The sequence below is a fragment of the Streptomyces sp. NPDC091377 genome (genome assembly GCF_044757045.1).
In the GTDB taxonomy this organism is placed as follows: Bacteria; Actinomycetota; Actinomycetes; order Streptomycetales; family Streptomycetaceae; genus Streptomyces.
Map to the genome: position 1 here is coordinate 876,856 of NZ_JBIVUE010000001.1, position 22,545 is coordinate 899,400.

A 22,545-nucleotide genomic window follows, 5' to 3' on the forward strand; every position below is an offset into this window, starting at 1 on the left:
GAGAGGGTGTCCGGGGGCACAGCCAGCCCACCGACGGAACTGGCAGGCGGGAATCGTGAGGATCTTCGGCAAGGGACGGCACCGGCCCTCCGCCTCCTGGCGGCAGGCCACGGACCGCGCTTTCACACTGATCGGGGACGGTCGGTACGAGGACGCCGGGGCGTTGCTGACCCGGGCCGCCGACCTGGAGCCCTGGCTGTCGGAGTCCTGGTTCAACCTCGCCCTGCTGCACAAGTTCCGGCACGACTGGGAGCAGGCCAGAGCGGCCGGGCTGCGGGCCGTCGCCCTGCTCGACCGGGAGACCGGGGCACCCGACTGGTGGAACGTCGGCATCGCCGCCACGGCCCTCCAGGACTGGCCGCTGGCCCGCCGGGCCTGGCAGGCGTACGGGCTGCAGGTGCCGGGCGGTGCGACCGCCGCCGGCGAGCCGGCCGGGATGGAGCTGGGCAGCGCCGCCGTACGGCTGTCGCCGGAGGGCGAGGCCGAGGTGGTGTGGGGGCGGCGGCTGGATCCCGCGCGGATCGAGGTGCTGTCCATTCCGCTGCCGTCGTCCGGGCGCCGGTGGGGTGAGGTGGTCCTCCACGACGGGGTGCCGCACGGGGAACGCACGACGTCCGCCGGGCACTCCTACCCGGTCTTCGACGAGATCGAGCTGTGGGCGCCCTCGCCGGTGCCGACCTGGGTGGTGCTGCTGGACGCCGCGACCGAGGCGGACCGCGACGCGCTGGAGCAGCTCGCGGCCGACGCCGGGTTCGCGGCGGAGGACTGGTCGTCGTCGGTGCGGTTGCTGTGCCGGCTGTGCTCCGAGTCCCGGATGCCCTCCGACGAGGGCGACGGGGAGCATCTGGACCCGCACGACCACAGCGAGCCGGGGCATCCCGGCCCGCTGGGGCACCGCACGGACGGGCAGCAGTGGGTGCCGGAGCGGGAGTGCGGGGTGGCCGCGCCGGCTTCGCTGGTGCGGGGGCTGCTGGACGGGTGGGTCGCGGACTCCCCCGACTCGCGTGGGTGGCGGGATCTCGAAGAAGTGTGCTGAGGCCCTGCCGCCGGGTGTGGGGGTGTGGTGGGGGTGCCTGGTTCCCCGCGCCCCCGATCTCCGCGCCCCGCGTACCCTGGACCCGCATCGCACCGGAATTTTTTGTGTAGGAAGGGCTTACGTCCGTCATGGCTCAGCAGGACACCGATCAGCAGCACGCGGGCGTGCTTCCCGTGGACGACGACGGGTTCGTCGTGGACACGGAGGACGGCGAGGAGCGTGAGCGGGTCTACCGGGAGCGCGGGACCGCGCGGCCGATCACCGTCGTCGGGAACCCGGTCCTGCACAAGGAGTGCCAGGACGTCACCCGCTTCGACGACGAGCTGCTGAAGCTGGTCGACGACATGTTCGCCAGCCAGCGCGCCGCCGAGGGCGTGGGTCTGGCCGCCAACCAGATCGGCGTCGATCTGAAGGTGTTCGTCTACGACTGCCCGGACGACGACGGCGCGCGGCACACCGGCGTGGTCTGCAACCCGAGGCTGGTGGAGCTTCCCGCGGACCGGCGCCGGCTGGACGACAGCAACGAGGGCTGTCTGTCGGTGCCGACGGCGTACGCGCCGCTGGCCCGCCCCGACTACGCCGAGGTGACCGGGCAGGACGAGCGGGGCAACCCGATCAAGGTGCGCGGCACCGGGTACTTCGCCCGCTGCCTCCAGCACGAGACGGACCACCTCTACGGATACCTCTACATCGACCGGCTGTCCAAGCGGGAGCGCAAGGACGCGCTGCGGCAGATGGCCGAGAACGAGCCGCGCTACGCGGTCGTCCCCAACGACTGAGACCGCACCGCGGCGGCCGGACCTCACGGCGCCCGACCGGGATCCACCCCGGTCGGGCGCCGTTCGTCTGCTCGTCGCCCGCCCGATCCGGGCCGTACCCGCAGTGATCCACAATGAGTCACCCTGGAGGGGAATCTCGGCATGTTGGGGTAGTGAATGAAGCAAATCCGTTCCCAGGTCGGTCAGTTATGGTGCTGAATGGGAAGTGCGGGGATACGCACCCGCGCGCGCCCGGTACCGCGGGAGGGGCGCGCGCACACGGCGGCTGAGAGGGGTTTGTTCGTGTCTTTCCCACACGGCACCACATCGACGGCGACCGCGATCCCACCATCGCTCTCTCTCCCGGTGATCGAGTCGACGTTTCCGCGGCAGTTGCACCCGTATTGGCCCAGTCTCCAGGAGAAGACCAGGACCTGGCTGCTTGAAATGCGCCTCATGCCGGCCGACAAGGTGGAGGAATATGCCGACGGACTTTGCTACACCGACCTCATGGCGGGGTACTACATCGGCGCCCCCGACGAGGTGCTCCAGGCGATAGGCGACTACAGCACGTGGTTCTTCGTCTGGGACGACCGCCACGACCGGGACATCGTGCACGGCCGGGCGGGTGCCTGGCGGCGGCTGCGGCAGCGGCTGCACACCGCCCTCGACGCCCCGCACGACCATCTGCGCCACAAGGATCCCCTGGTGGCGGCCTTCGCGGAGAGCGTGGGACGGCTCCTGTCGTTCCTGCCGGAGACCTGGAACGCCCGCTTCGTACGGCACTTCCACGCGGTCATCGAGGCGTACGACCGCGAGTTCCACAACCGCACCCAGGGAATCGTCCCGAGCGTCGAGGAATATCTCGCGCTGCGCCGCCTCACCTTCGCGCACTGGATCTGGACGGATCTCCTCGAACCCGGAGTCGGGATCGAACTGCCGCGGTCGGTCCGGAAAAACCCTGACTTCCGGCGGGCCGCACTGCTCAGCCAGGAATTCGCCGCCTGGTACAACGACCTCTGCTCACTGCCCAAGGAAATAGCAGGCGCCGAGGTGCACAATCTCGGGATCAGCCTCGTCGTCCATGAAGGACTGACCCTCGAACAGGCCGTGACCGAAGTACGGCGCAGAGTCGAGGAATGCATCTCTGAATTCCAGGTCGCGGAACGCGAGGCACTGCGGTTCGCCGACGGCCTGAATGACGGCACGGTCACCGGAAAGGAAATCAGCGCCGCCGTGCGGTCCTGTGTCTCGAACATGCGGAACTGGTTCAGTTCCGTCTATTGGTTCCACCATGAATCCGGCCGGTACATGGTCGACAGTTGGGACGACCGGTCCACGCCCCCGTACGTCAACAACGAAGCGGCAGGTGAGAAATGACCGTCGAGTCGGTGAAGCCCGAAGGCACCGCCTCCCCCGGGCCCGGGACACTGCGCGAACCCCCCGTGGCGGGCGGCGGTGTCCCGCTCCTCGGACACGGCCTGAAACTGATGCGCGACCCGCTCGGCTTCATGGCCGGGCTGCGCGCCGACGGCGAGGTGGTCCGGCTCAGGCTCGGACCCAAGACGGTGTACGCCGTCACCAGCCCGGAACTGACCGGCGCGCTCGCCCTCGACCCCAACTACAAGATCGACGGACCGCTCTGGGAGTCCCTGGAGGGCCTGCTCGGCAAGGAGGGCGTGGCCACCGCCAACGGCCCCCGCCACCGCCGCCAGCGCCGCACCATCCAGCCCGCCTTCCGGCTCGACGCGATCCCGGCCTACGGCCCGATCATGGAGGAGGAGGCACACGCGCTCACCGAGCGCTGGCAGCCCGGGCGGACCATCGAGTGCACCGGGGAGTCGTTCCGGGTCGCGGTGCGCATCGCCGCGCGCTGTCTGCTGCGCGGTGACTTCATGGACGAGCGCGCGGAGCGGCTGTGCGACGCGCTCGCCGTCGTCTTCCAGGGGATGTACCGGCGCATGGTGGTCCCGCTCGGCCCGCTGTACCGGCTGCCGCTGCCGGCCAACCGCGAATTCAACCGCGCCCTGGCCGATTTGCATCTCCTGGTGGATGAGATCGTCGCCGAGCGCAGGGCATCCGGTCAAAAGCCGGACGATTTGCTGACGGCATTGCTGTCGGCGAAGGACGAAAACGGTGACCCGATCGGGGAACAGGAGATCCACGACCAGGTCGTCGCGATACTCACCCCCGGCAGTGAAACCGTCGCCTCCACGATCATGTGGCTGCTCCACGTCCTCGCCGAACACCCGGAGCACGCCGACCGGGTCAGGGACGAGGTGCTATCGGTCACCGGCGGCCGTCCCGTCGCTTTCGAGGACGTCCGCGCGCTACGGCACACCAACAATGTCGTCGTCGAGGCGATGCGTTTGCGGCCGGCCGTATGGATACTGACCCGCCGGGCGGTGGAGGACTCCGAACTCGGTGGCTATCGCATTCCGGCCGGGGCCGACATCGTGTACAGCCCGTACGCGGTCCAGCGCGATCCGCGATCGTACGACGAGAACCTTCGGTTCGATCCCGACCGGTGGCTTCCGGAACGCGCCAAAGAGGTTCCGAAATACGCCATGAGTCCGTTCAGCGTCGGCAATCGCAAGTGCCCGAGCGATCACTTCTCGATGGCCCAGCTCAGCCTGATCACGGCGGCGGTCGCCACCCGGTACCGCTTCGAGCAGGTCCCCGGGTCCGACGACGCCACCCGGGTCGGTATCACCCTGCGTCCGAACCGACTGCTGCTCACCCCCGTCGCGCGCTGACAGCCGGGCGGGCGGTCAGGCGGCCTCAGGGCCCCGGAACGTACGCCGGTAGGCGTGCGGCGTGATGCCGACCGACCGCAGGAACTGGTGACGCAGCGAGGCCGCCGAGCCGAACCCGGTCCGGGAGGCGATCGCGTCCACCGTCTCGTCGGTCGCCTCCAGCAGCCGCTGGGCCAGCAGCACCCGCTGGCCCAGCAGCCACCGGTAGGGCGTCGTACCGGTCTCCTGCTGGAAGCGGCGGGCGAAGGTGCGCGGCGACATCAGCGCCCGCGCCGCGAGCTGTTCGACCGTCACCTCCTGGTCGAGGTGCTGCTCCATCCAGGTCAGCACCTCGCCGACGGTGTCGCAGCGGGAGGCGGGCAGGGGCCGTTCGATGTACTGGGCCTGACCGCCGTCGCGGTGCGGCGGCACCACCATCCGCCGGGCGATCCGGTTGGCGACCTCGGAGCCCTGCTCCTTGCGCACGAGGTGCAGACAGGCGTCGATCCCGGCGGCCGTGCCCGCCGAGGTGATCACCGGGTCCTCGTCCACGTACAGCACGTCCGGCTCGACCTTCGCGCGCGGATGGCGCCGGGCCAGCTCCTCGCTCTGCATCCAGTGCGCCGCGCACCGCCGCCCGTCCAGCAGACCGGCCGCGCCCAGCACGAACACCCCGGAGCACACACTCAGCACCCGGCCGCCCCGGTCGGTCGCCCGCACCAGCGCGTCCAGCAGCGCGGGCGGATACTCCCGGGTGGCGTAGTCGCTGCCCGCCGGCACCGCGATCAGATCGGCCTCCTCCAGCCGCTCCAGACCGTACGGCGTGGCCACCGAGAAGCCCGGCACATGGGTGCTCAGGGTCGGGCCCTCGGCGGAGACCACCGCGAAGTCGTACACCGGCAGGCCCTCGTCGCTGCGGTCCAGCCCGAAGACCTCGCAGACGACCCCCAGCTCGAAGGGGTGCACACCGTCGAGCAGCACCACGGCCACGTTCTTCAGCATGCCGCCAGTGTGCCGTGCCCTTGGCAGGAAATCGAGGGTGTACGGCAGTCCTGCCACTGCCGGTAAGGAGTGTCAGCCGCGACAGTAGTGTCATGACCGGTGAACAGGTACAAGGACTCCTCGCGATGGTGGCCGTACTCGGCCTGATGCTCTTCATGACCCTCCCTGCGCTGATCGGCGCGGCGCACGAGCGGCGCATCGACCGTCAGCTCAGGGAGGCGGAGCGGGAACCGCTGACCCGGCAGGCCCGGTCCGGTCAGAAGTCCTCGTCCAGGTCCACGGTGCCCTCCACCGCGACCTGGTACGCCGAGGGACGGCGCTCGAAGAAGTTCGTCAGCTCCTGAACACCCTGCAACTCCATGAAGGAGAAGGGGTTCTCGGAGCCGTACACGGGCGCGAAGCCCAACCGGGTGAGCCGCTGATCGGCCACGCACTCCAGGTACTGCCGCATCGACTCGGTGTTCATCCCGGGCAGGCCGTCACCGCACAGGTCGCGCGCGAACTGCAACTCGGCCTCCACGGCCTCCCGCAGCATGTCGGTGACCTCCTGCCGGAGCCCCTCGTCGAACAGCTCGGGCTCCTCCTTGCGCACGGTGTCCACCACGTCGAACGCGAAGGACATGTGCATCGTCTCGTCGCGGAACACCCAGTTGGTGCCGGTGGCGAGACCGTGCAGCAGACCCCGGCTGCGGAACCAGTAGACGTACGCGAAGGCACCGTAGAAGAACAGGCCCTCGATGCACGCGGCGAAGCAGATCAGATTCAGCACGAAACGGCGCCGGTCGGACTGGCTCTCCAGCCGGTCCAGCTTCTCGACCTCGTTGATCCACTTGAAGCAGAACCCGGCCTTCTCGCGGATCGAGGGGATGTTCTCCACCGCCGCGAACGCCGCCGTCCGGTCCTCCGGATCGGGCAGATAGGTGTCGAGCAGCGTCAGATAGAACTGGACGTGCACGGCCTCCTCGAAGAGCTGCCGACTCAGATACAGCCGGGCCTCCGGGGAGTTGATGTGCTTGTACAGCGTCAGCACCAGGTTGTTCGCCACGATCGAGTCACCCGTGGCGAAGAACGCCACCAGCCGGCCGATCAGATGCTGCTCCTCGGGGGAGAGCTTGGCGAGGTCCGCCACGTCCGAGTGAAGGTCCACCTCCTCCACGGTCCAGGTGTTCTTGATGGCGTCCCGGTAGCGCTCGTAGAAATCGGGGTAGCGCATCGGGCGGAGCGTCAGCTCGAACCCGGGGTCGAGCAGGTTCTGGTGACGGGCGGATGTCGACATCGCTGACATTACTGGCATGCCTCGCAGGACTCGGGGTTCTCAAGGGAGCAGGCGACGGCGTCGGGGTCGGCGACCTGCTGGACGGGGATGGTCTTCGCGGCGGGCGCCTGGCCCTGGGCCGCCCGCGCGATCCTGGTCGCCGGACGCGAACGCAGGTAGTACGTGGTCTTCAGCCCCGACTTCCAGGCGTACGCGTACATCGACGACAGCTTGCCGATGGTCGGCGTCTCCAGGAACAGGTTCAGGGACTGCGCCTGGTCCAGATACGGGGTGCGGGCCGCGGCCATGTCGATCAGACCGCGCTGCGGGATCTCCCACGCCGTGCGGTACAGCCCCCGCACCTCCTGCGGGATCCACCCGAAGCCCTGCACCGAGCCGTTGGCGTCGCGCAGCGCCTCACGGGTCCGGGCGTCCCACACACCGAGGTTCTTCAGATCCTGCACCAGATACGAGTTGACCTGGAGGAACTCCCCGGACAGCGTCTCGCGCTTGAACAGGTTGGACACCTGCGGCTCGATGCACTCGTACACGCCCGCGATGGAGGCGATGGTGGCGGTCGGGGCGATCGCGAGCAGCAGGGAGTTGCGCATCCCGGTGGCGGCGATCCGGGCGCGCAGCGCCGCCCAGCGCTCCGGCCAGACCGGCTCCACCCCGTAGTGGTCGGGGTGCAGCACGCCCTGCGCGGTACGGGTCATCTCCCACGCGGGCAGCGGGCCGTGCCGCTCGGCCAGGTCCGCGGACGCCTCGTAGGCGGCCAGCATGATCCGCTCGGCGATCTTCGTGGACAGGGCCTTCGCCTCGGGCGAGTCGAACGGCAGCCGCAGCTTGAAGAAGACGTCCTGGAGGCCCATCGCGCCCAGGCCCACCGGACGCCAGCGGGAGTTGGAGCGGCCCGCCTGCTCGGTCGGGTAGAAGTTGATGTCCACGACCCGGTCGAGGAAGGTCACGGCCGTACGGACCGTCTCGTCCAGGCGCTCCCAGTCCAGGTCGCCGCCGGCCCGGTCCACGAACGCGCCGAGATTGACCGAGCCCAGGTTGCAGACGGCCGTCTCACCGTCGTCGGTGACCTCCAGGATCTCCGTGCAGAGGTTGGAGGAGTGGATGACCTGGCCGGGCCGCGCGGTCTGGTTGGCCGTGCGGTTGGCGGCGTCCTTGAAGGTCATCCAGCCGTTGCCGGTCTGCGCGAGGGTGCGCATCATCCGGCCGTACAGCTCACGCGCGGGGAGCGTGCGCCGGGCCAGGCCCTTGCGCTCGGCCTCGCGGTAGGCCGCGTCGAACTCCTCGCCCCACAGGTCGACCAGCTCGGGCACGTCCGCCGGGGAGAACAGCGACCACTGCGCGTCCGTGTCGACCCGGCGCATGAACTCGTCCGGCACCCAGTGCGCCAGATTGAGGTTGTGGGTCCGGCGGGCGTCCTCACCGGTGTTGTCCCGCAGCTCCAGGAACTCCTCGATGTCGGAGTGCCAGGTCTCCAGGTAGACCGCCGCCGCGCCCTTGCGCCGGCCGCCCTGGTTCACCGCGGCGACCGAGGCGTCCAGGGTCTTCAGGAACGGCACGATGCCGTTGGAGTGTCCGTTGGTGCCGCGGATCAGCGAGCCGCGCGAACGGATCCGGGAGTACGACAGACCGATGCCGCCGGCGTGCTTGGAGAGCCGGGCGACCTGGTGGTAGCGGTCGTAGATGGAGTCCAGCTCGTCCTTGGGGGAGTCCAGGAGGTAGCAGGAGGACATCTGGGGGTGGCGGGTGCCGGAGTTGAACAGGGTGGGGGAGGACGGCAGATAGTCCAGCCGGCTCATCAGCCCGTAGAGCGCGGCGACCTCGTCCAGCGCGCGGACGCTGTCGTCCTCGGCGAGCCCCGCGGCGACCCGGAGCAGGAAGTGCTGGGGGGTCTCGATCACCTTGCGGGTGATCGGGTGGCGCAGCAGATAGCGGCTGTGCAGGGTGCGCAGCCCGAAGTAGCCGAAGCGGTCGTCGGCGGCCGGGTCGATCAGCGCGTCCAGCCGGGCCGCGTGCAGGGTCACGAAGTCGGCGGTGCGATCGGCGATCAGGCCCTCGCGGTGACCGGTCGCCACCGAGCCGGTGAAGGTGGTGACGCCCTGCGAGGCGGCCTCGGCGGCGATGGAGCGGGTCAGCAGCCGGGCGGCCAGCCGCGAGTAGGCGGGGTCCTCGGAGATCAGCCCTGCGGCGGCCTCGGTCGCCAGCTCCCGCAACTCCGCCTCGTCGGCCCGGGCGGAACGGCCGCGCAACGCGGCGGCGGCCACCCGCCCGGGGTCGGCGTCGGTGAGGTCGGCGGTCAGCTCGGTCAGGGTCCGCAGCAGCGCGGCACCTGGACCGTCGTTCCCCTCGGCGGCCACGGGGGTGGCGGCGGAGGCAACTGCTGAAGCCGGGTCGGCTGGCGCGATCGTCACGTGGGGCTCTCCCTCGCTCGGCACGGGACCTCGCCGAGGGCAGGGGGCAGCTCACGAGCGCACGGGGCGTCGCGTCCACCGGCCCATTCCACGAGGCCCGGACGTCCTGCACCCGGACCGGGTGGTCGGGTGCGCCGTCGGCAGGTCCTCGGACTGACCAGGCGCGTGCCGCGAAACCCCGCGAACACGCACAAGTACACCGTTGCGGGACAGTTCCGGATTCGCACCGGATTCCCCTGCGGCGACAGCGAGCATGAGCATACATCTTGTGCCGCGCTGTCGCGTCACCCCCAGATGTTGTGTCGCGACGGTTTCACAGTGTCAACTCGTAGGTGAGGAGAGTGAGGTCGTCCAGCTCCGGTACGGGATTCCAGTCCCGGTGCGGGCTGCGGATGAACCCGAGCCGTTCGTAGAGCCGGTGGGCGGCGTGCATGGCGCTCTGGGTGGAGAGCACGACCCGCTCGGCCCCGGCCGCGCGCGCCACACAGGCGCGTACGAGAGCCTCCCCCACGCCCTGTCCGCGGGCCTCGGGGGCAACCGCCAGCATCCGTATCTCGGCCTCGTCCGGCCGCGCGATGTCGGCCATGGGGTTGCCCCCCGACGGCACGAAGGTGACGGTCCCGAGGACGGCGACCGGCGGGGCGGCGACCTTGTCCGGCGGGACGGCGGCTGGGTCCGGCGTGGCGGTGACCGTGCCCGGCGAGGTGGCGGCCGTGTCCGGCGTGGCGGTGACCGCGCCCGGCGGGACGGCGGCTGGGTCCGGCGTGGCGGTGACCGTGCCCGGCGGGGTGACGGCTGGGTCCGGCAGGACGGTGACCGTGTCCGGCGGGGTCGCGGCTGGGTCCGGCGTGGTGGCCACCCACACCTCGGCGACCTCCGCCCGGCGCGCGACGTCCCTCAGCACGGGGAGATACGGATCCTCCTCCCCGTAGTCCAGCAGCCCCTCCCGAAGATAGGCGTCGGCCACCAGCTCACCGAGCCGGAGGTACTCGTCGGGGCGGGCGGGTCTGATCGTGAGGTCCATGGGGCGAGTGTGCCGGGCGGTGGCCCCCGGTGCCGCCGGGTTTCCGGCCGAGCGCCCGGGGTCAGCAGCAGCGGAAGCCCTCGCGGGGGTCGGTCTCCTGGCGGTCCGTGCGCATGCGCTCGAAGTCGCGCCGGGACGGCACCTCCGCGTCCGGCCGGCCCTTGCGCAGATGGGCGCAGTAACGGTCGTAGGCCGATTCGTCGGTCAGTTCGCGCAGGTACCAGCGGATCCCGCGCAGCGCCCGTGGGACATCAAGGGCCCGGAGCAGTGCCGATCGCATGACGTGCCGCCTCCTCCTTCTCCGCCTTGGTCGGGAACAGCCCGTCCGGGGCCACGATCTTCGACTCCACGTACGGCGCCTCGCTGAGCGTGGACAGGGCCGGGCGGCGGACATGGCGGACGCAGATCCGGGCCGCGTCCACGAGCACCACGACGACCAGCAGCGCGAGCACGGCCGAGAGGACCCCGTCGACCGTGGAGTTGGTGACGATGGTGCGCATGTCGTCCATGGACGTCGCGGGCTTGAGCAGTTGGCCCTTGTCGATGGCGTCCTGGTAGATCTCGCGCTGCTTGAAGAAGCCGACCCGCGGGTCGGAGGAGAACACCTTCTGGTAGCTGGCGGTCAGGGTGACCGTCGCGTCCCAGACCAGCGGGACTCCCGTCACCCAGGCCCACTTCAGGCGGCCCGACTTCACCAGCAGCGTGGTGCAGACGGCGAGCGCGACGGCGGCCAGCAACTGGTTGGCGATACCGAAGATCGGGAAGAGCTGGTTGATCCCGCCGAGCGGCTCATGGACGCCGACCCACAGGAAGTAGCCCCACAGCCCGCACACGATCGCGCTGGTGAGGATCAGGCCGGGCTTCCAGCTGATGTTCTTGAACGGCCGGTAGACGTTCCCCAGCATGTCCTGGAGCATGAACCGGCCGACCCGGGTGCCGGCGTCCAGCGCGGTCAGGATGAACAGCGCCTCGAACATGATCGCGAAGTGGTACCAGAAGGCCCGCATCCCGCCCCCGGTGACCTGGGAGAAGATCTCCGAGACACCGACCGCGAGAGTCGGGGCGCCACCGGTACGGGACTGCAATGAGGCTTCCTCGACGTTCTTCGCCGCCTGCGCCAGGTCCTCCGGGGAGATCTGATAGCCCCAACTGGTCACCACCTGAGAGGCGCTCTCCACCGTGGTGCCGATGACCCCGGCGGGGGCGTTCATCGCGAAGTACAGACCCGGGTCGATGATGCTGGCCGCGACCAGCGCCATCACGGCGACCGACGACTCCATGAGCATGGAGCCGTAGCCGATCATCCGGACCTGGCTCTCCTTCTGGATCATCTTGGGCGTGGTGCCGCTGGAGATCAGCGCGTGGAACCCGGAGAGCGCGCCGCACGCGATGGTGATGAACACGAACGGGAAGAGCGAGCCCGCGAAGACCGGCCCATCGCCGCGCGAGGCGAAGTCGGTCACCGCGTCCATCTTCAGCGTCGGCATCGCGATGATCACACCGAGCGCGAGCAGCGCGATCGTGCCGATCTTCATGAAGGTGGAGAGGTAGTCGCGCGGCGCGAGCAGCATCCACACCGGCAGGATCGAGGCGATGAACCCGTACGCCACCAGCCAGATCACCAGCGTGGACGGGGCGAGGGTGAAGGTCTCCGCCCAGGACGACTCGGCCACCCAGCGCCCCGACACCAGTGCGAACAGCAGCAGCGCCACCCCGAGCACCGACACCTCGACCACCCGGCCGGGGCGCAGCACCCGCAGATAGAAGCCCATCAGCAGGGCGATCGGGACGGTCATCCCGATGGAGAAGGTGCCCCACGGCGACTCGGCGAGCGCGTTGACGATCACCAGCGCCAGCACACCCAGCAGAATGATCATGATGGCGAACGCGGCGAGCAGGGCCGCGGCCCCGCCGAACGGGCCGATCTCCTCGCGCGCCATCTGACTGAGCGAACGGCCGTCGCGGCGGGTGGAGAAGAACAGGACCACCATGTCCTGGACCGCACCCGCGAAGATCACCCCGACGACGATCCAGATGGTGCCCGGCAGATACCCCATCTGCGCGGCGAGCACCGGCCCGACCAGGGGCCCGGCTCCGGCGATCGCGGCGAAGTGATGGCCGAGCAGCACCCGGCGGTCGGTGGGGTGGAAGTCGATACCGTTGTCGAGGCGTTCGGCGGGGGTGGCCCGGGTCCGGTCGACCTTGAGCACCTTGTACGCGATGAACTTCGAGTAGAAGCGGTACGCGATCGCGTACGAGCCGAGGGCCGCGGCGATCATCCAGACCGCGGAGATCTCCTCCCCGCGGGACAGCGCGAGCACCGTCCAGCCGACCGCACCCACCAGCGCGACAAGGGTCCAGATGACGATGGTTCGGGCGTTGGCTCTGCGCACGGCTCGTCCTCCCGTCTCGTACGGCGACGGGAGGACGCTACGGCAGGGCCTGTGATCTCCGCTACACCGCAAACACCGTTGTCAGGTGAGGGGGTTGTGTACAGCGGACGTATGGCGTCAGAGGGATCCGGCGGCTCATGCCTCCGGCCGCTTCAGTCGGGCCACGAACTTGTAGCGGTCCCCGCGGTAGACGGAGCGCACCCACTCCACCGGCTTGCCGTCCCGCTCCACCGAGTGACGGGAGAGCATCAGCATCGGCAGTCCGACGTCGGTGCCGAGCAGTCCGGCCTCGCGCGGGGTGGCCAGCGAGGTCTCGATGGTCTCCTCGGCCTCGGCGAGATGGACGTCGTAGACCTCGGCGAGCGCGGTGTACAGGGAGGTGTACTTGACCAGGCTGCGGCGCAGCGCCGGGAAGCGCTTGGCGCTGAGGTGGGTGGTCTCTATGGCCATCGGCTCGCCGTTGGCCATCCGCAGCCGCTCGATGCGCAGCACCCGGCCGCCGGGGGAGATGTCGAGCAGTCCCGCGAGCCGGTCGTCGGCGGTGATGTAGCCAATGTCCAGCAGCTGGGAGGTGGGTTCGAGGCCCTGGGCCCGCATGTCCTCGGTGTACGAGGTGAGTTGCAGCGCCTGGGACACCTTCGGTTTGGCGACGAAGGTGCCCTTGCCCTGGATCCGTTCGAGCCGTCCCTCGACCACCAGTTCCTGGAGCGCCTGGCGGACGGTGGTGCGGGAGGTGTCGAACTCGGCGGCCAGAGTACGCTCGGGCGGCACGGGCGTGCCCGGCGCCTGGGTCTGCGTCATGTCGAGCAGATGCTTCTTGAGGCGGTAGTACTTGGGCACGCGCGCGGTACGGACGGGCGCCCCACCCTCGTTCTCCGCACTGCTGACGTCGGTGGTCATGCTCTGCCTTCCCGGCTCCGGATGCCGAAGCGACCGGCATCCGCCGGCGCGGCTCACATCGTGGCACGGCTTTGTGCGCGGTTGGCCACTCCCGGTCGCCTCATCGCCTCCGGGTGGTCCGCCGCACGTCCGTGATCTCTTCTGTATACCTTCGTGACCCTCGCTGGTCTAGTCCATAGCGGCAGGATGAAGCCGGTGGTACACCGGAAGTGGTCCGTCCGATACGTCGCTTGTTCAATGAAAGGTCCCTGCATATCTCGGTCGCATCACGGACACCGAGACCGCGCTTGAGCACCCTTGACAGGCCAATTGGTCTGAGCCAAGCTCCCCGTACTGGTCTACACCATTGGTCCAGGTCCCGGCCCCATTGACGGTACGCACGGCGTTTCGACGAGCACCGCGGGGAGGCAGGGGGGTTTGTGGCATCCCTGAGGAGGGTGGCGTGAAGCGCAAGCTGATATCCGCGATTGGTGTCGCGGGCATGCTGGTGTCCATTGCGGCGTGTGGGGGCGACAGCGGCGACGACGGGGGGAAGAAGTCGGGCGCCGACGGTTACGCCGGTGAGACGCTGACCGTCTGGGTGATGGACGGTTCGTCCCCTGACGACTGGCAGAAGGAACTCGGCGCCGCCTTCGAGAAGAAGACCAAGGCGAAGGTCAACTTCGAGATCCAGCAGTGGAACAACATCCAGACGAAGCTGACCACCGCTCTCTCCGAGGAGAACCCCCCGGACGTCTTCGAGGTCGGTAACACCCAGACCCCGGCCTACGCCAAGACCGGCGGCCTCGCCGACCTGGGCGACCTGAAGGAGGAGATCGGCGGCGACTGGACCGAGGCGCTGAACAATTCCTCCGTCTTCGAGGGCAAGCAGTACGCGGCCCCCTGGTACTTCGCCAACCGCGTCGTCCTCTACAACAAGAAGATCTGGGCGGACGCGGGCATCAAGGAGACGCCCAAGACCCGTGACGAGTTCTACGACGCCCTGAAGACGATCGGCGAGAAGACCGACGCCGAGCCGATCTACCTGCCGGGCCAGAACTGGTACCACTTCGTCGGCCTGGTCATCGGCGAGGGCGGCGAACTGGTCAAGGAGGACGGCGACAAGTACGTCTCCAACCTCGACGACCCGAAGGTCGCCGCGGCCATGGAGAAGTACCAGAAGTTCCAGGAGCTGTCGGACGCGCCCAAGGACAAGGACGAGGCCACCCCGCAGCAGGGTGAGGTCTTCGCCGAGGGCAACGTCGGTTCCTTCATCGGCATGGGCTGGGAAGCCGGCATCGCGATCGAGGCCAACCCGGACATCGAGAAGGAGATCGGCTACTTCACCATCCCGGGTGACTCGGCCGAGAAGCCCGAGGGTGTCTTCCTCGGCGGTTCCAACGTCGCCGTCGCGGCCGGCAGCAAGAAGCAGGAACTCGCCAAGGAGTTCCTGAAGATCATGCTGTCCGACGAGTTCGAGGGCAAGCTCGCCAAGGCCAACGGCGTCATCCCGAACAAGGAGTCGCTGCAGAACAACCTGACGGGCAACCCCGCCGCCGAGGCCGCCGCCCCGGCCGCCGCGTTCGGTGGCACCACGCCGCTGATCCCGCAGTGGGCGCCGGTGGAGAACGCCCCGAACCCGATCAAGACCTACATGACCGCTGTGCTGAACGGCAAGACCCCGGCCGAGGCCGCCAAGCAGGTCGAGTCCGAGTTCAACAAGCGTCTGTCCCAGGAGCAGTAAGCCTGAGCGCTCATGCCGGGACGGGGAGGGCCCTCACGGCCGTCCCCGCCCCGGCGGTCGTATGTAGGTAGGTCGAGAAGAGAGATCGCGAGCATGTCCGTGCAGACCGAACGGCCGCCCTCGGATCCGGTGACGATCCGTAAGACGGGCGACGGGGGATCGAAGAAGCCCACACGGCGCGGTGGCGCCCTCACGCCGTATCTGCTGCTGCTTCCAGCACTGGTGGCCACCACCCTGCTGCTGGGCTGGCCGCTGCTGAAGGACTTCATCCTGTCCTTCCAGAACCTCAACATGTCGCAGCTGATCCAGCGGGTCACCGAGTGGAACGGCATCGACAACTACAAGGAGACCCTGACCGGAGAGGACTTCTGGCGGGTCACCATCCGATCGGTCCTGTTCACGGCGACCAACGTCGTCCTGATCATGGTTCTGGGCACCCTCATCGGTCTGCTGCTCGCCCGGCTCGGCAAGCGGATGCGGCTCGCCCTGATGCTCGGCCTGGTGCTGACCTGGGCCATGCCCGTCGTCGCCGCCACCACCGTCTACCAGTGGCTCTTCGCCCAGCGCTTCGGCGTCGTCAACTGGGTGCTGGACAAACTCGGCTGGCACTCCATGGCCGACTACAGCTGGACCAGCACCCAGATGTCGACGTTCTTCGTGGTCACCGTGCTGATCGTGTGGATGTCGGTCCCGTTCGTCGCGATCTACCTCTACGCCGCCACCACCACGATCCCCAAGGAGATGTACGAGGCCGCCTCCCTGGACGGGGCCGGCGGCTGGCGCAGCTTCACCGCGGTCACCATGCCGTTCGTGCGCCCCTTCCTCTACGCCACCACGTTCCTTGAGGTCATCTGGGTCTTCAAGGCGTTCGTGCAGGTCTACGCCTTCAACGGCGGCGGTCCCGACCGGCTCACCGAGATCCTGCCCGTGTACGCCTACGTCGAGGGCGTCGGCAACCAGCACTACGGCATGGGCGCGGCGATCGCCGTCCTGACCATCCTGATCCTGCTCGGTCTGACCGCGTACTACCTGCGGATCGTGCTCAAGCAAGAGGAGGACGAGCTGTGAACCGCTCGCTCTTCGGCCGTATCTGGCCCAACGCCACGGCCGTCATCCTGATCATCGGCTTCGTCTTCCCCGTGTACTGGATGTTCTCCACGGCGTTCAAGCCGACCGGCGACATCATCTCCGCGGACCCCGTCTGGGTCCCCTTCGAGGTCACCCTCGACCACTTCAAGTCCGCCATCGAGGCCGAGAACTTCTGGACCTACGTCCGCAACTCGGTCATCGTCACCGGGCTCGCCGTCGTGTTCTCGCTGGTCATCGCGCTCGCCGCGTCCTTCGCCCTGGCCCGTATGCGGTTCAAGGGCCGCCGCGGCTTCGTCGTCGGCTTCATGGTGGCCCAGATGGCGCCCTGGGAAGTCATGATCATCGCGATCTACATGATCGTGCGCGACGCGTCCATGCTGAACAGCCTGGTCCCGCTCACGCTCTTCTACACCATGATGATCCTGCCCTTCACCATCCTGACCCTGCGCGGCTTCGTCGCCGCCGTGCCCAGGGAACTGGAGGAGTCCGCGATGGTCGACGGCTGCACCCGCGGCCAGGCGTTCCGCCGGATCATCTTCCCGCTGCTCGCGCCCGGTCTGATGTCGACCTCGATGTTCGGGTTCATCACCGCCTGGAACGAACTGCCCCTCGTCCTGGTCGTCAACAAGGAGGCCGAGGCCCAGACGCTGCCGCTCTGGCTCACCAGCTTCCAGAGCGTCTTCGGCAACGACTGGGGCGCCACGATGGCGGCGTCCTCGCTGTTCGCGATCCCGATCCTCATCCTCTTCGTCTTCCTCCAGCGCAGGGCCGTCAGCGGCCTGACCGACGGCGCCGTGAAGGGATAGCGCACCCGATGACGACTATCGCCAGCGAGACCGACACCCTCACGCGCGACGCCCTGACGGTCCTCCAGCCCGGCTTCCCGGGCACCACCGCCCCCGACTGGCTGCTGCGCCGGATCGGTGAGGGCCTCGCCTCGGTCGGCCTGTTCGGCCGCAACATCGCCACACCCGAGCAGATGGCCGCCCTCACCGCCCAGTTGCGCGCCGAACGCGAGGACGTGCTCGTCGCGATCGACGAGGAGGGCGGGGACGTCACCCGCCTGGAGGTCAAGGACGGCTCGTCCTTCCCCGGCAACCACGCGCTCGGCGCCGTGGACGACGTCGACCTCACCCATGACGTGGCCTACGAACTGGGCCGACGGCTCGCCGAGTGCGGCATCAACTTCAACTGGGCGCCGTCCGCCGACGTCAACTCCAACCCCGACAACCCGGTGATCGGCGTCCGCTCCTTCGGCGCCGACCCGGCCCTGGTCGCCCGGCACACCGCCGCCTACGTCCAGGGACTCCAGGCCGCGGGCGTCGCCGCCTGCGTCAAGCACTTCCCCGGCCACGGGGACACCGCCGTCGACTCCCACCACGCCCTCCCACGGATCGACGTGGACACCGACGTGCTGGCCGCCCGCGACATCACCCCGTTCCGCGCCGGCATCGCCGCCGGCAGCCTCGCGGTGATGAGCGCGCACATCCTCGTCCCCGCGCTGGACCCGGACCGCCCGGCAACGCTGTCAGGCCGCATCCTCACCGAGTATCTGCGCGGCGAACTCGGCCACCAGGGCCTGATCGTCACCGACGCCGTGGAGATGCGCGCCATCGCCGGTGCCTACGGCATCGAGCAGGGCACCGTCCTCGCCCTCTCCGCGGGCGCCGACGCCATCTGCGTGGGCGGCGGCCTCGCCGACGACGAGACGGTACGACGGCTGCGGGACGCCATCGTCGCCGCGGTGCGCTCCGGCGAACTCCCGGAGGAGCGGCTGCACGACGCGGCGGAACGGGTACGGGGGCTGGCCCACTGGACCCGGACGCGGGCGCGGGCCCGGACGGCGGACCGTGCCGACGGGGCGGGTTCGGCCGACGGGGTGGCTTCGGACTCCGGGGTGGACTCCGGCTCCGGGGTGAACTCCGGCTCCGGGTCGGACTCCGGCTCCGGGGTGGCTTCTTCGCAGGGGGCCGAGGGGCGGGCCGTTCCGAGGGACATCGGTCTCACGGCAGCGCGCCGGGCGGTCCGGGTGACCGTGGGGGAGGGGTTCGAGCCCCTCACCTCGGCTCCGTACGTCGCCTCCTTCGCCCCGGTCGCGAACATCGCCGTCGGCGACGAGACGCCCTGGGGCCTCGGCCCCGACCTGGCGGACCTCCTCCCCGGCACGGAGACCGGCACCTACACCGACGGCGACGCCGCCGAGCGGGTCCTGGAAGCGGCCGGCGACCGCCGCCTGGTCGCCGTGGTCCGCGACGAACACCGGCACGCCTGGATGTCCGACGCCCTGGACGCCCTGCTGGCCGCCCGCCCCGACACCGTCGTGGTCGAGATGGGCGTCCCCCAGGCCACCCCTCGGGGCGCGCTGCACATCGCCACCTACGGCGCCGCCCGGGTCTGCGGCCGGGCCGCGGCGGAGGCCATCGTCGCCGACCGGAGCGAGCCGCCTCGCGGGTAGCTCCGCCGCCGATGTGAGGCGCCCGGCGACGGCTTGCTGAATCGTTTCACACTGGGGGAGCGCGGGGGCCGTTCGAACGGTTCCCGCGCATCGGCATGAGCGCGCGGCCTTGGGGGCGTCTGCCGACGCACGCCGGGCGTGCGCCGCTGCCAGGCGTTGCTTTGGTGGGCGCCGCTGGGTGGGCCTTGTTCTGGTGGGCGCCGCTGGGTGGGCGTCGCTGGTGGGCCCTGCCTCAGACGGGCGTTGCGAGGTGGTCGCCCATGGCGCGTGCGCTGCAAGGCGGCACCCCTCGGCCAGGCGCTACGGGACGGGCGCCCGTCAGCGCGTACCTCTCAGACAAGTGACGTCGTCAAGGCGGGCACCCTTCAGGCGAGCGCCCCTGCGGCAGGCGGTGTCGTCAGAGGTCGGCCCCGAAGGCAGGCACCCTCCGGGCAGGCGGGTCGGCCGAGTGGGCGGCTGCGGTGGGCGTCTGTCCGGCAGGTGGTGTTGGCCGAGTGGGTCCTTGCGGTGGGGCGCCCCGTCTGCGGGTGGCCCCGAAGGTGGGCGCCTTGTTGGCAGGCGGGTCGGCCGAGTGGGCGGCTGCGGTGGGCGCCGGTCCGACAGGTGGCGTCGGCAGAGTCGGCCGCTGCAGTGGGCGCCCGTCCGACAGGTGGTGCTGGCCGAGTGGGACCCTGCGGTGGGCGGCCCCGTCTGCGGGTGGCCCCGAAGGCGGGCGCCTTGCTGGCAGGCGGGTCGGCCGAGTGGGCGGCTGCGAGGGGCGCCTGTCCGGCAGGTGGTGTTGGCAGAGTGGGTCCTTGCGCTGGGGCGCCCCGTCCGCGGGTGGCCCCGAAGATGGGCGCCTTGCTGGCAGGCGGGTCGGCCGAGTGGGACCCTGCGGTGGGCGCCCCGTCTGCGGGTGGCCCCGAAGATGGGCGCCTTGCTGGCAGGCGGCGTCGGCCGAGTGGGCCGCTGCGGTGGGCCGCCCGTCCGGCAGGTGGCGTCGGCCGAGTGGGCCCCGTTCTGGCGCCCCGTCCGACAGGTGGTGTTGTTCAGGTGGGTGTCGTCCGGTCCGGCAGGCTTCGCCGATGGGGACGTTCATCTGTGGACGTTGCCGTTCCGGCCGGACCAAGATGCCGCCGCTCCGAGCCGGGAGCGGCGGCGTTTTGATGGGAGCGGAAGTGTTCCGCCGACTAGATCCCCTGCCACGCGGGCTTGTTGTTGAACGCATGGCGGAAGTAGTCCGCGAGCTTCAGCTTGGATGCCGCCGCCTCGTCCACGACGACCGTCGCGTGCGGGTGCAACTGGAGCGCCGACGCCGGGCACACCGCGGCCACCGGCCCCTCCACCGTCGCCGCCACCGCGTCCGCCTTGCCCTCGCCCGTGGCCAGCAGCACCAGATGCCGTGCCTCAAGGATCGTCCCGATCCCCTGGGTGATCACATGGTGCGGCACCTGCTCGATGTCACCCTCGAAGAACCGCGCGTTGTCCACCCTCGTCTGCTCCGTCAGCGTCTTGATCCGCGTGCGCGAGGCCAGCGACGAGCACGGCTCGTTGAACCCGATGTGCCCGTCCGTGCCGATCCCGAGCAGCTGAAGGTCCACCCCGCCGCCCTCGCCCAGCGCCCTGTCGTACGCCTCGCAGGCCCCGAGCACGTCCTCGGCCGTACCGTCCGGCCCCATGAACGCGTCCATCCCGATCCCGAGCGGCTCCAGCACCTCGCGGCGCAGCACCGACCGGTACGACTCAGGGTGCTCGGCCGGCAGCCCCACGTACTCGTCCAACTGCGCTATCCGCGCCCGCGAGACATCCACGGCACCGGACCGCACCTTGGCCGTCAGCGCCTGGTAGACGGGGAGCGGCGTCGAGCCGGTGGCCACCCCGAGCAGGGCCTCGGGCTTGTGCCGCAGCAACTGCGCCATGGCCTCGGCGATCAGCTCGCCGCCCGCCGCGGCGTCCGGAACGATGACAACTTCCACGCTGGGCCTGCCGTTCTGAAGAGGGGACTCGAAGGGAGACGCGACCGGCCCGGAAGCGGACCGTGTGGTTTAGACCAATCTATCAGGGATGGCCCCTCCAACCCAGGTCCACACGGCCGCCGCGCACCCTTGACGGGCCGCCCTCCCGGGCCGGGGGAGCGGTAACCGAGGTGCGAGGAGAACACCACGGATCCGACCCCGACAGAAGCCCTCGGAAGCACCCGGGTCCGGGCCCCCCGGCAAGTGGCCTCCCCTACAGCCGCAGCAAAGCGCCCCCCGACGCATCCACGTGCCGTCCCGTCACCCACCGTGAGTCCGGGGAGGCCAGAAACGCCACCACGTCCGCCACCTCCTCCGCCGTGCCGACCCGCTGGAAGACCGAGACCGACTCGGCGTGGGCGCGGGCCGCCGGGTCGGCGAGGACCTCGCGGGTCAGGTCGGTGTCGACGAAGCCGGGCGCGACGGAGTTCGCCGTGATGCCGCGCGGGGCCAGTTCGGCGGCCAGGGAGCGGGTCAGGGCCGTGACCGCGCCCTTGGCCATATGGGTCGCGGCAATCGCGGGTATCGCGGCATCGGTCATCGCGGTCACATTGATGATCCGGCCCTCGTCACGCAGCCGCCCCAGACCGTGCTTGATGACGAAGAACGGTGCCTTCGCGTTGACCGCGTGAGCACGCTCGTAGATCTCGTCACCGGCCTCCCCGATGCTCGCGAAGAACAGCGCCCCCGCATTGGTGACCAGGATGTCCACCCCGTCCGCCCGCCGGTCGAACTCCGCCCACAGCCGCTCCGCGTCCCCCGGCACCCCCAGCTCGCCCCGGATCGCGAAGGCGCTGCCGCCCGCCGCCTCGATCGCCCCCACCGTCTCCTTCGCCGCCGTCTCGTCACTGCCGTAGTGCACGGCGACCCGCGCCCCGTCCCGCGCCAGACGTCGGGCCACGGCCCGCCCGATTCCCCTGCTCCCACCCGTCACCAGCGCCGTCCTGCCCCCGAGCACACCCATGCCAAGCCCCTCCCATGGATCCCCTGCATCGATCCGCACATTAGCTATCGATCGCTACAGAAAAACCGTACACCGCCCCGGCGTCATTTTTCTAGTACCCGCTATAAAATGAACCCCATGGTGAGCACCGAGCACCCCCCGACCTCCCCCCGCCGTCGAGGCCGCCCCCGCTCCTTCGACCGCGCGTCCGCCCTGGAGAAGGCCCTGATGGCGTTCTGGGCCCATGGATACGAGGCCACGTCCGTCTCCGACCTCACCCGCGAGATGGGCATCGGCGCCCCCAGCCTCTACGCCGCCTTCGGGGACAAGCGCGCCCTCTTCGACGAGGTCGTCGTCGAGTACGCGAGGACGTACGGCGCCCTCGGCGAGAAGGCGCTCGCCGAGGAGCCCACCGCCCGCGCCGCCGTCGAGCGGGTGCTCAGGGAGTCCGCCGTCGTCTACACCGAGCCCGGCCACCCCCGCGGCTGCCTCTACGTCCACGCCGCCACCAACTGCACCAGCCCCGAGGTCGAGGCATCGCTGCGCGAGCGCCGCAACGCCACCATCGCCGCCCTGGAGCGCCGTATCCGCGAGGGTGTCGCCGCAGGTGAGCTGGGGGCGGACACCGACACCGCCGCCCTCGCCCGGTTCATCGGCGCCCTGATCCAGGGCATGTCCCAGCAGGCACGCGACGGAGCCGACCGTTCCGAACTGGAGTCCCTGGTGGAAATAGCGCTGACCAACTGGCCCCGAGGCTGACCCCGCCGGGTTAGGCTGCGAGGCGTCGACACCGGTGAACCACCCCCCGC

The 22,545-nt window shown here is 69.9% G+C and carries 18 protein-coding genes, 1 pseudogene and 1 riboswitch; of the genes and pseudogenes, 10 read left to right on the top strand and 9 right to left on the bottom strand.

What is annotated here, in order from left to right; all coding sequences use genetic code 11:
- The first annotated feature begins 55 nt into the window (after positions 1-55).
- The 4 genes from ACIQNG_RS03865 to ACIQNG_RS03880 all read left to right on the top strand — a co-directional run bounded on the left by ACIQNG_RS03865 (position 56) and on the right by ACIQNG_RS03880 (position 4,550).
- Positions 56-1,036 (top strand): tetratricopeptide repeat protein, encoded by a 981-nt coding sequence (locus tag ACIQNG_RS03865; RefSeq protein WP_401429983.1) that lies wholly within the window; start codon positions 56-58, stop codon positions 1,034-1,036.
- Positions 1,037-1,164: 128 nt separating this feature from the next.
- Positions 1,165-1,815, top strand: coding sequence for a peptide deformylase (gene def / locus ACIQNG_RS03870; protein ID WP_401482471.1), 651 nt, complete (start codon positions 1,165-1,167; stop codon positions 1,813-1,815).
- 345 nt (positions 1,816-2,160) lie between these two features.
- Positions 2,161-3,174 carry an epi-isozizaene synthase gene (cyc1, locus tag ACIQNG_RS03875; protein WP_401482472.1) on the top strand — a complete coding sequence of 338 codons (1,014 nt, stop codon included), beginning with the start codon at positions 2,161-2,163 and terminating at the stop codon, positions 3,172-3,174.
- Positions 3,171-4,550, top strand: coding sequence for a cytochrome P450 (locus ACIQNG_RS03880; protein ID WP_401429989.1), 1,380 nt, complete (start codon positions 3,171-3,173; stop codon positions 4,548-4,550). Before cyc1 ends, ACIQNG_RS03880 begins: the two co-directional genes overlap by 4 nt.
- Before the next feature lie 15 nt (positions 4,551-4,565).
- Here the strand turns inward: ACIQNG_RS03880 and ACIQNG_RS03885 are convergent, their stop codons facing one another.
- Positions 4,566-5,531 (bottom strand): helix-turn-helix domain-containing protein, encoded by a 966-nt coding sequence (locus tag ACIQNG_RS03885; RefSeq protein WP_401482473.1) that lies wholly within the window; start codon positions 5,529-5,531, stop codon positions 4,566-4,568.
- A 92-nt stretch (positions 5,532-5,623) separates the two neighbouring features.
- On the opposite strand from ACIQNG_RS03885, the gene ACIQNG_RS03890 reads away from it, so the two are divergent.
- Positions 5,624-5,875 (top strand): hypothetical protein, encoded by a 252-nt coding sequence (locus ACIQNG_RS03890; RefSeq protein ID WP_401482474.1) that lies wholly within the window; start codon positions 5,624-5,626, stop codon positions 5,873-5,875.
- On the opposite strand, the gene ACIQNG_RS03895 is transcribed toward ACIQNG_RS03890, so the two are convergent.
- The 6 genes and pseudogenes from ACIQNG_RS03895 to ACIQNG_RS03920 form a co-directional block, all read right to left on the bottom strand.
- On the bottom strand, positions 5,788-6,807 hold the full coding sequence (locus tag ACIQNG_RS03895; RefSeq protein ID WP_401482475.1) for a ribonucleotide-diphosphate reductase subunit beta: 1,020 nt from the start codon (positions 6,805-6,807) through the stop codon (positions 5,788-5,790). The two genes, ACIQNG_RS03890 and ACIQNG_RS03895, sit on opposite strands and share 88 nt — an antisense overlap.
- Before the next feature lie 8 nt (positions 6,808-6,815).
- A complete protein-coding gene (locus tag ACIQNG_RS03900; RefSeq protein WP_401482476.1) occupies positions 6,816-9,215 on the bottom strand; it encodes a ribonucleoside-diphosphate reductase subunit alpha in 2,400 nt (799 codons plus the stop codon).
- A gap of 121 nt (positions 9,216-9,336) precedes the next feature.
- Positions 9,337-9,483: riboswitch (cobalamin riboswitch) on the bottom strand.
- A 45-nt stretch (positions 9,484-9,528) separates the two neighbouring features.
- Positions 9,529-9,846, bottom strand: a pseudogene (locus tag ACIQNG_RS03905) (GNAT family N-acetyltransferase); the annotation flags it as partial.
- A 454-nt stretch (positions 9,847-10,300) separates the two neighbouring features.
- Positions 10,301-10,519: a YbdD/YjiX family protein gene (locus ACIQNG_RS03910; RefSeq protein WP_401429998.1), complete on the bottom strand. Its 219-nt coding sequence runs from the start codon at positions 10,517-10,519 to the stop codon at positions 10,301-10,303.
- Entirely contained in the window at positions 10,491-12,632 is a 2,142-nt protein-coding gene (locus ACIQNG_RS03915; RefSeq protein ID WP_401482477.1) for a carbon starvation CstA family protein, read from the bottom strand. The genes ACIQNG_RS03910 and ACIQNG_RS03915 overlap by 29 nt, the downstream gene beginning before the upstream one ends.
- A gap of 135 nt (positions 12,633-12,767) precedes the next feature.
- Entirely contained in the window at positions 12,768-13,532 is a 765-nt protein-coding gene (locus ACIQNG_RS03920) for a GntR family transcriptional regulator (protein ID WP_401430002.1), read from the bottom strand.
- 442 nt (positions 13,533-13,974) lie between these two features.
- On the opposite strand from ACIQNG_RS03920, the gene ACIQNG_RS03925 reads away from it, so the two are divergent.
- The 4 genes from ACIQNG_RS03925 (at position 13,975) to ACIQNG_RS03940 (ending at position 18,799) form a co-directional block, all read left to right on the top strand.
- On the top strand, positions 13,975-15,255 hold the full coding sequence (locus ACIQNG_RS03925) for an extracellular solute-binding protein (RefSeq protein WP_401430004.1): 1,281 nt from the start codon (positions 13,975-13,977) through the stop codon (positions 15,253-15,255).
- A gap of 93 nt (positions 15,256-15,348) precedes the next feature.
- The gene (locus ACIQNG_RS03930) at positions 15,349-16,323 is read left to right on the top strand and encodes a carbohydrate ABC transporter permease (protein WP_401430006.1); all 975 of its coding nucleotides are present in this window, start codon (positions 15,349-15,351) and stop codon (positions 16,321-16,323) included.
- Complete coding sequence (locus tag ACIQNG_RS03935) at positions 16,320-17,150, top strand: carbohydrate ABC transporter permease (protein ID WP_401430008.1); 831 nt, start codon at positions 16,320-16,322, stop codon at positions 17,148-17,150. Before ACIQNG_RS03930 ends, ACIQNG_RS03935 begins: the two co-directional genes overlap by 4 nt.
- An 8-nt stretch (positions 17,151-17,158) precedes the next feature.
- Positions 17,159-18,799, top strand: a complete 1,641-nt coding sequence (locus tag ACIQNG_RS03940) for a glycoside hydrolase family 3 protein (protein ID WP_401482478.1) — start codon at positions 17,159-17,161, stop codon at positions 18,797-18,799.
- Positions 18,800-19,968: 1,169 nt separating this feature from the next.
- On the opposite strand, the gene nagB is transcribed toward ACIQNG_RS03940, so the two are convergent.
- Both nagB and ACIQNG_RS03950 read right to left on the bottom strand, forming a co-directional pair.
- The gene (gene nagB, locus ACIQNG_RS03945; protein WP_401430012.1) at positions 19,969-20,754 is read right to left on the bottom strand and encodes a glucosamine-6-phosphate deaminase; all 786 of its coding nucleotides are present in this window, start codon (positions 20,752-20,754) and stop codon (positions 19,969-19,971) included.
- Positions 20,755-21,007: 253 nt separating this feature from the next.
- Positions 21,008-21,757: an SDR family oxidoreductase gene (locus ACIQNG_RS03950; RefSeq protein WP_401482479.1), complete on the bottom strand. Its 750-nt coding sequence runs from the start codon at positions 21,755-21,757 to the stop codon at positions 21,008-21,010.
- Between the two features lie 108 nt (positions 21,758-21,865).
- Between ACIQNG_RS03950 and ACIQNG_RS03955 the strand changes: the two genes are divergently transcribed.
- On the top strand, positions 21,866-22,495 hold the full coding sequence (locus ACIQNG_RS03955; RefSeq protein WP_401430016.1) for a TetR/AcrR family transcriptional regulator: 630 nt from the start codon (positions 21,866-21,868) through the stop codon (positions 22,493-22,495).
- The last annotated feature ends 50 nt before the right edge of the window (positions 22,496-22,545 follow it).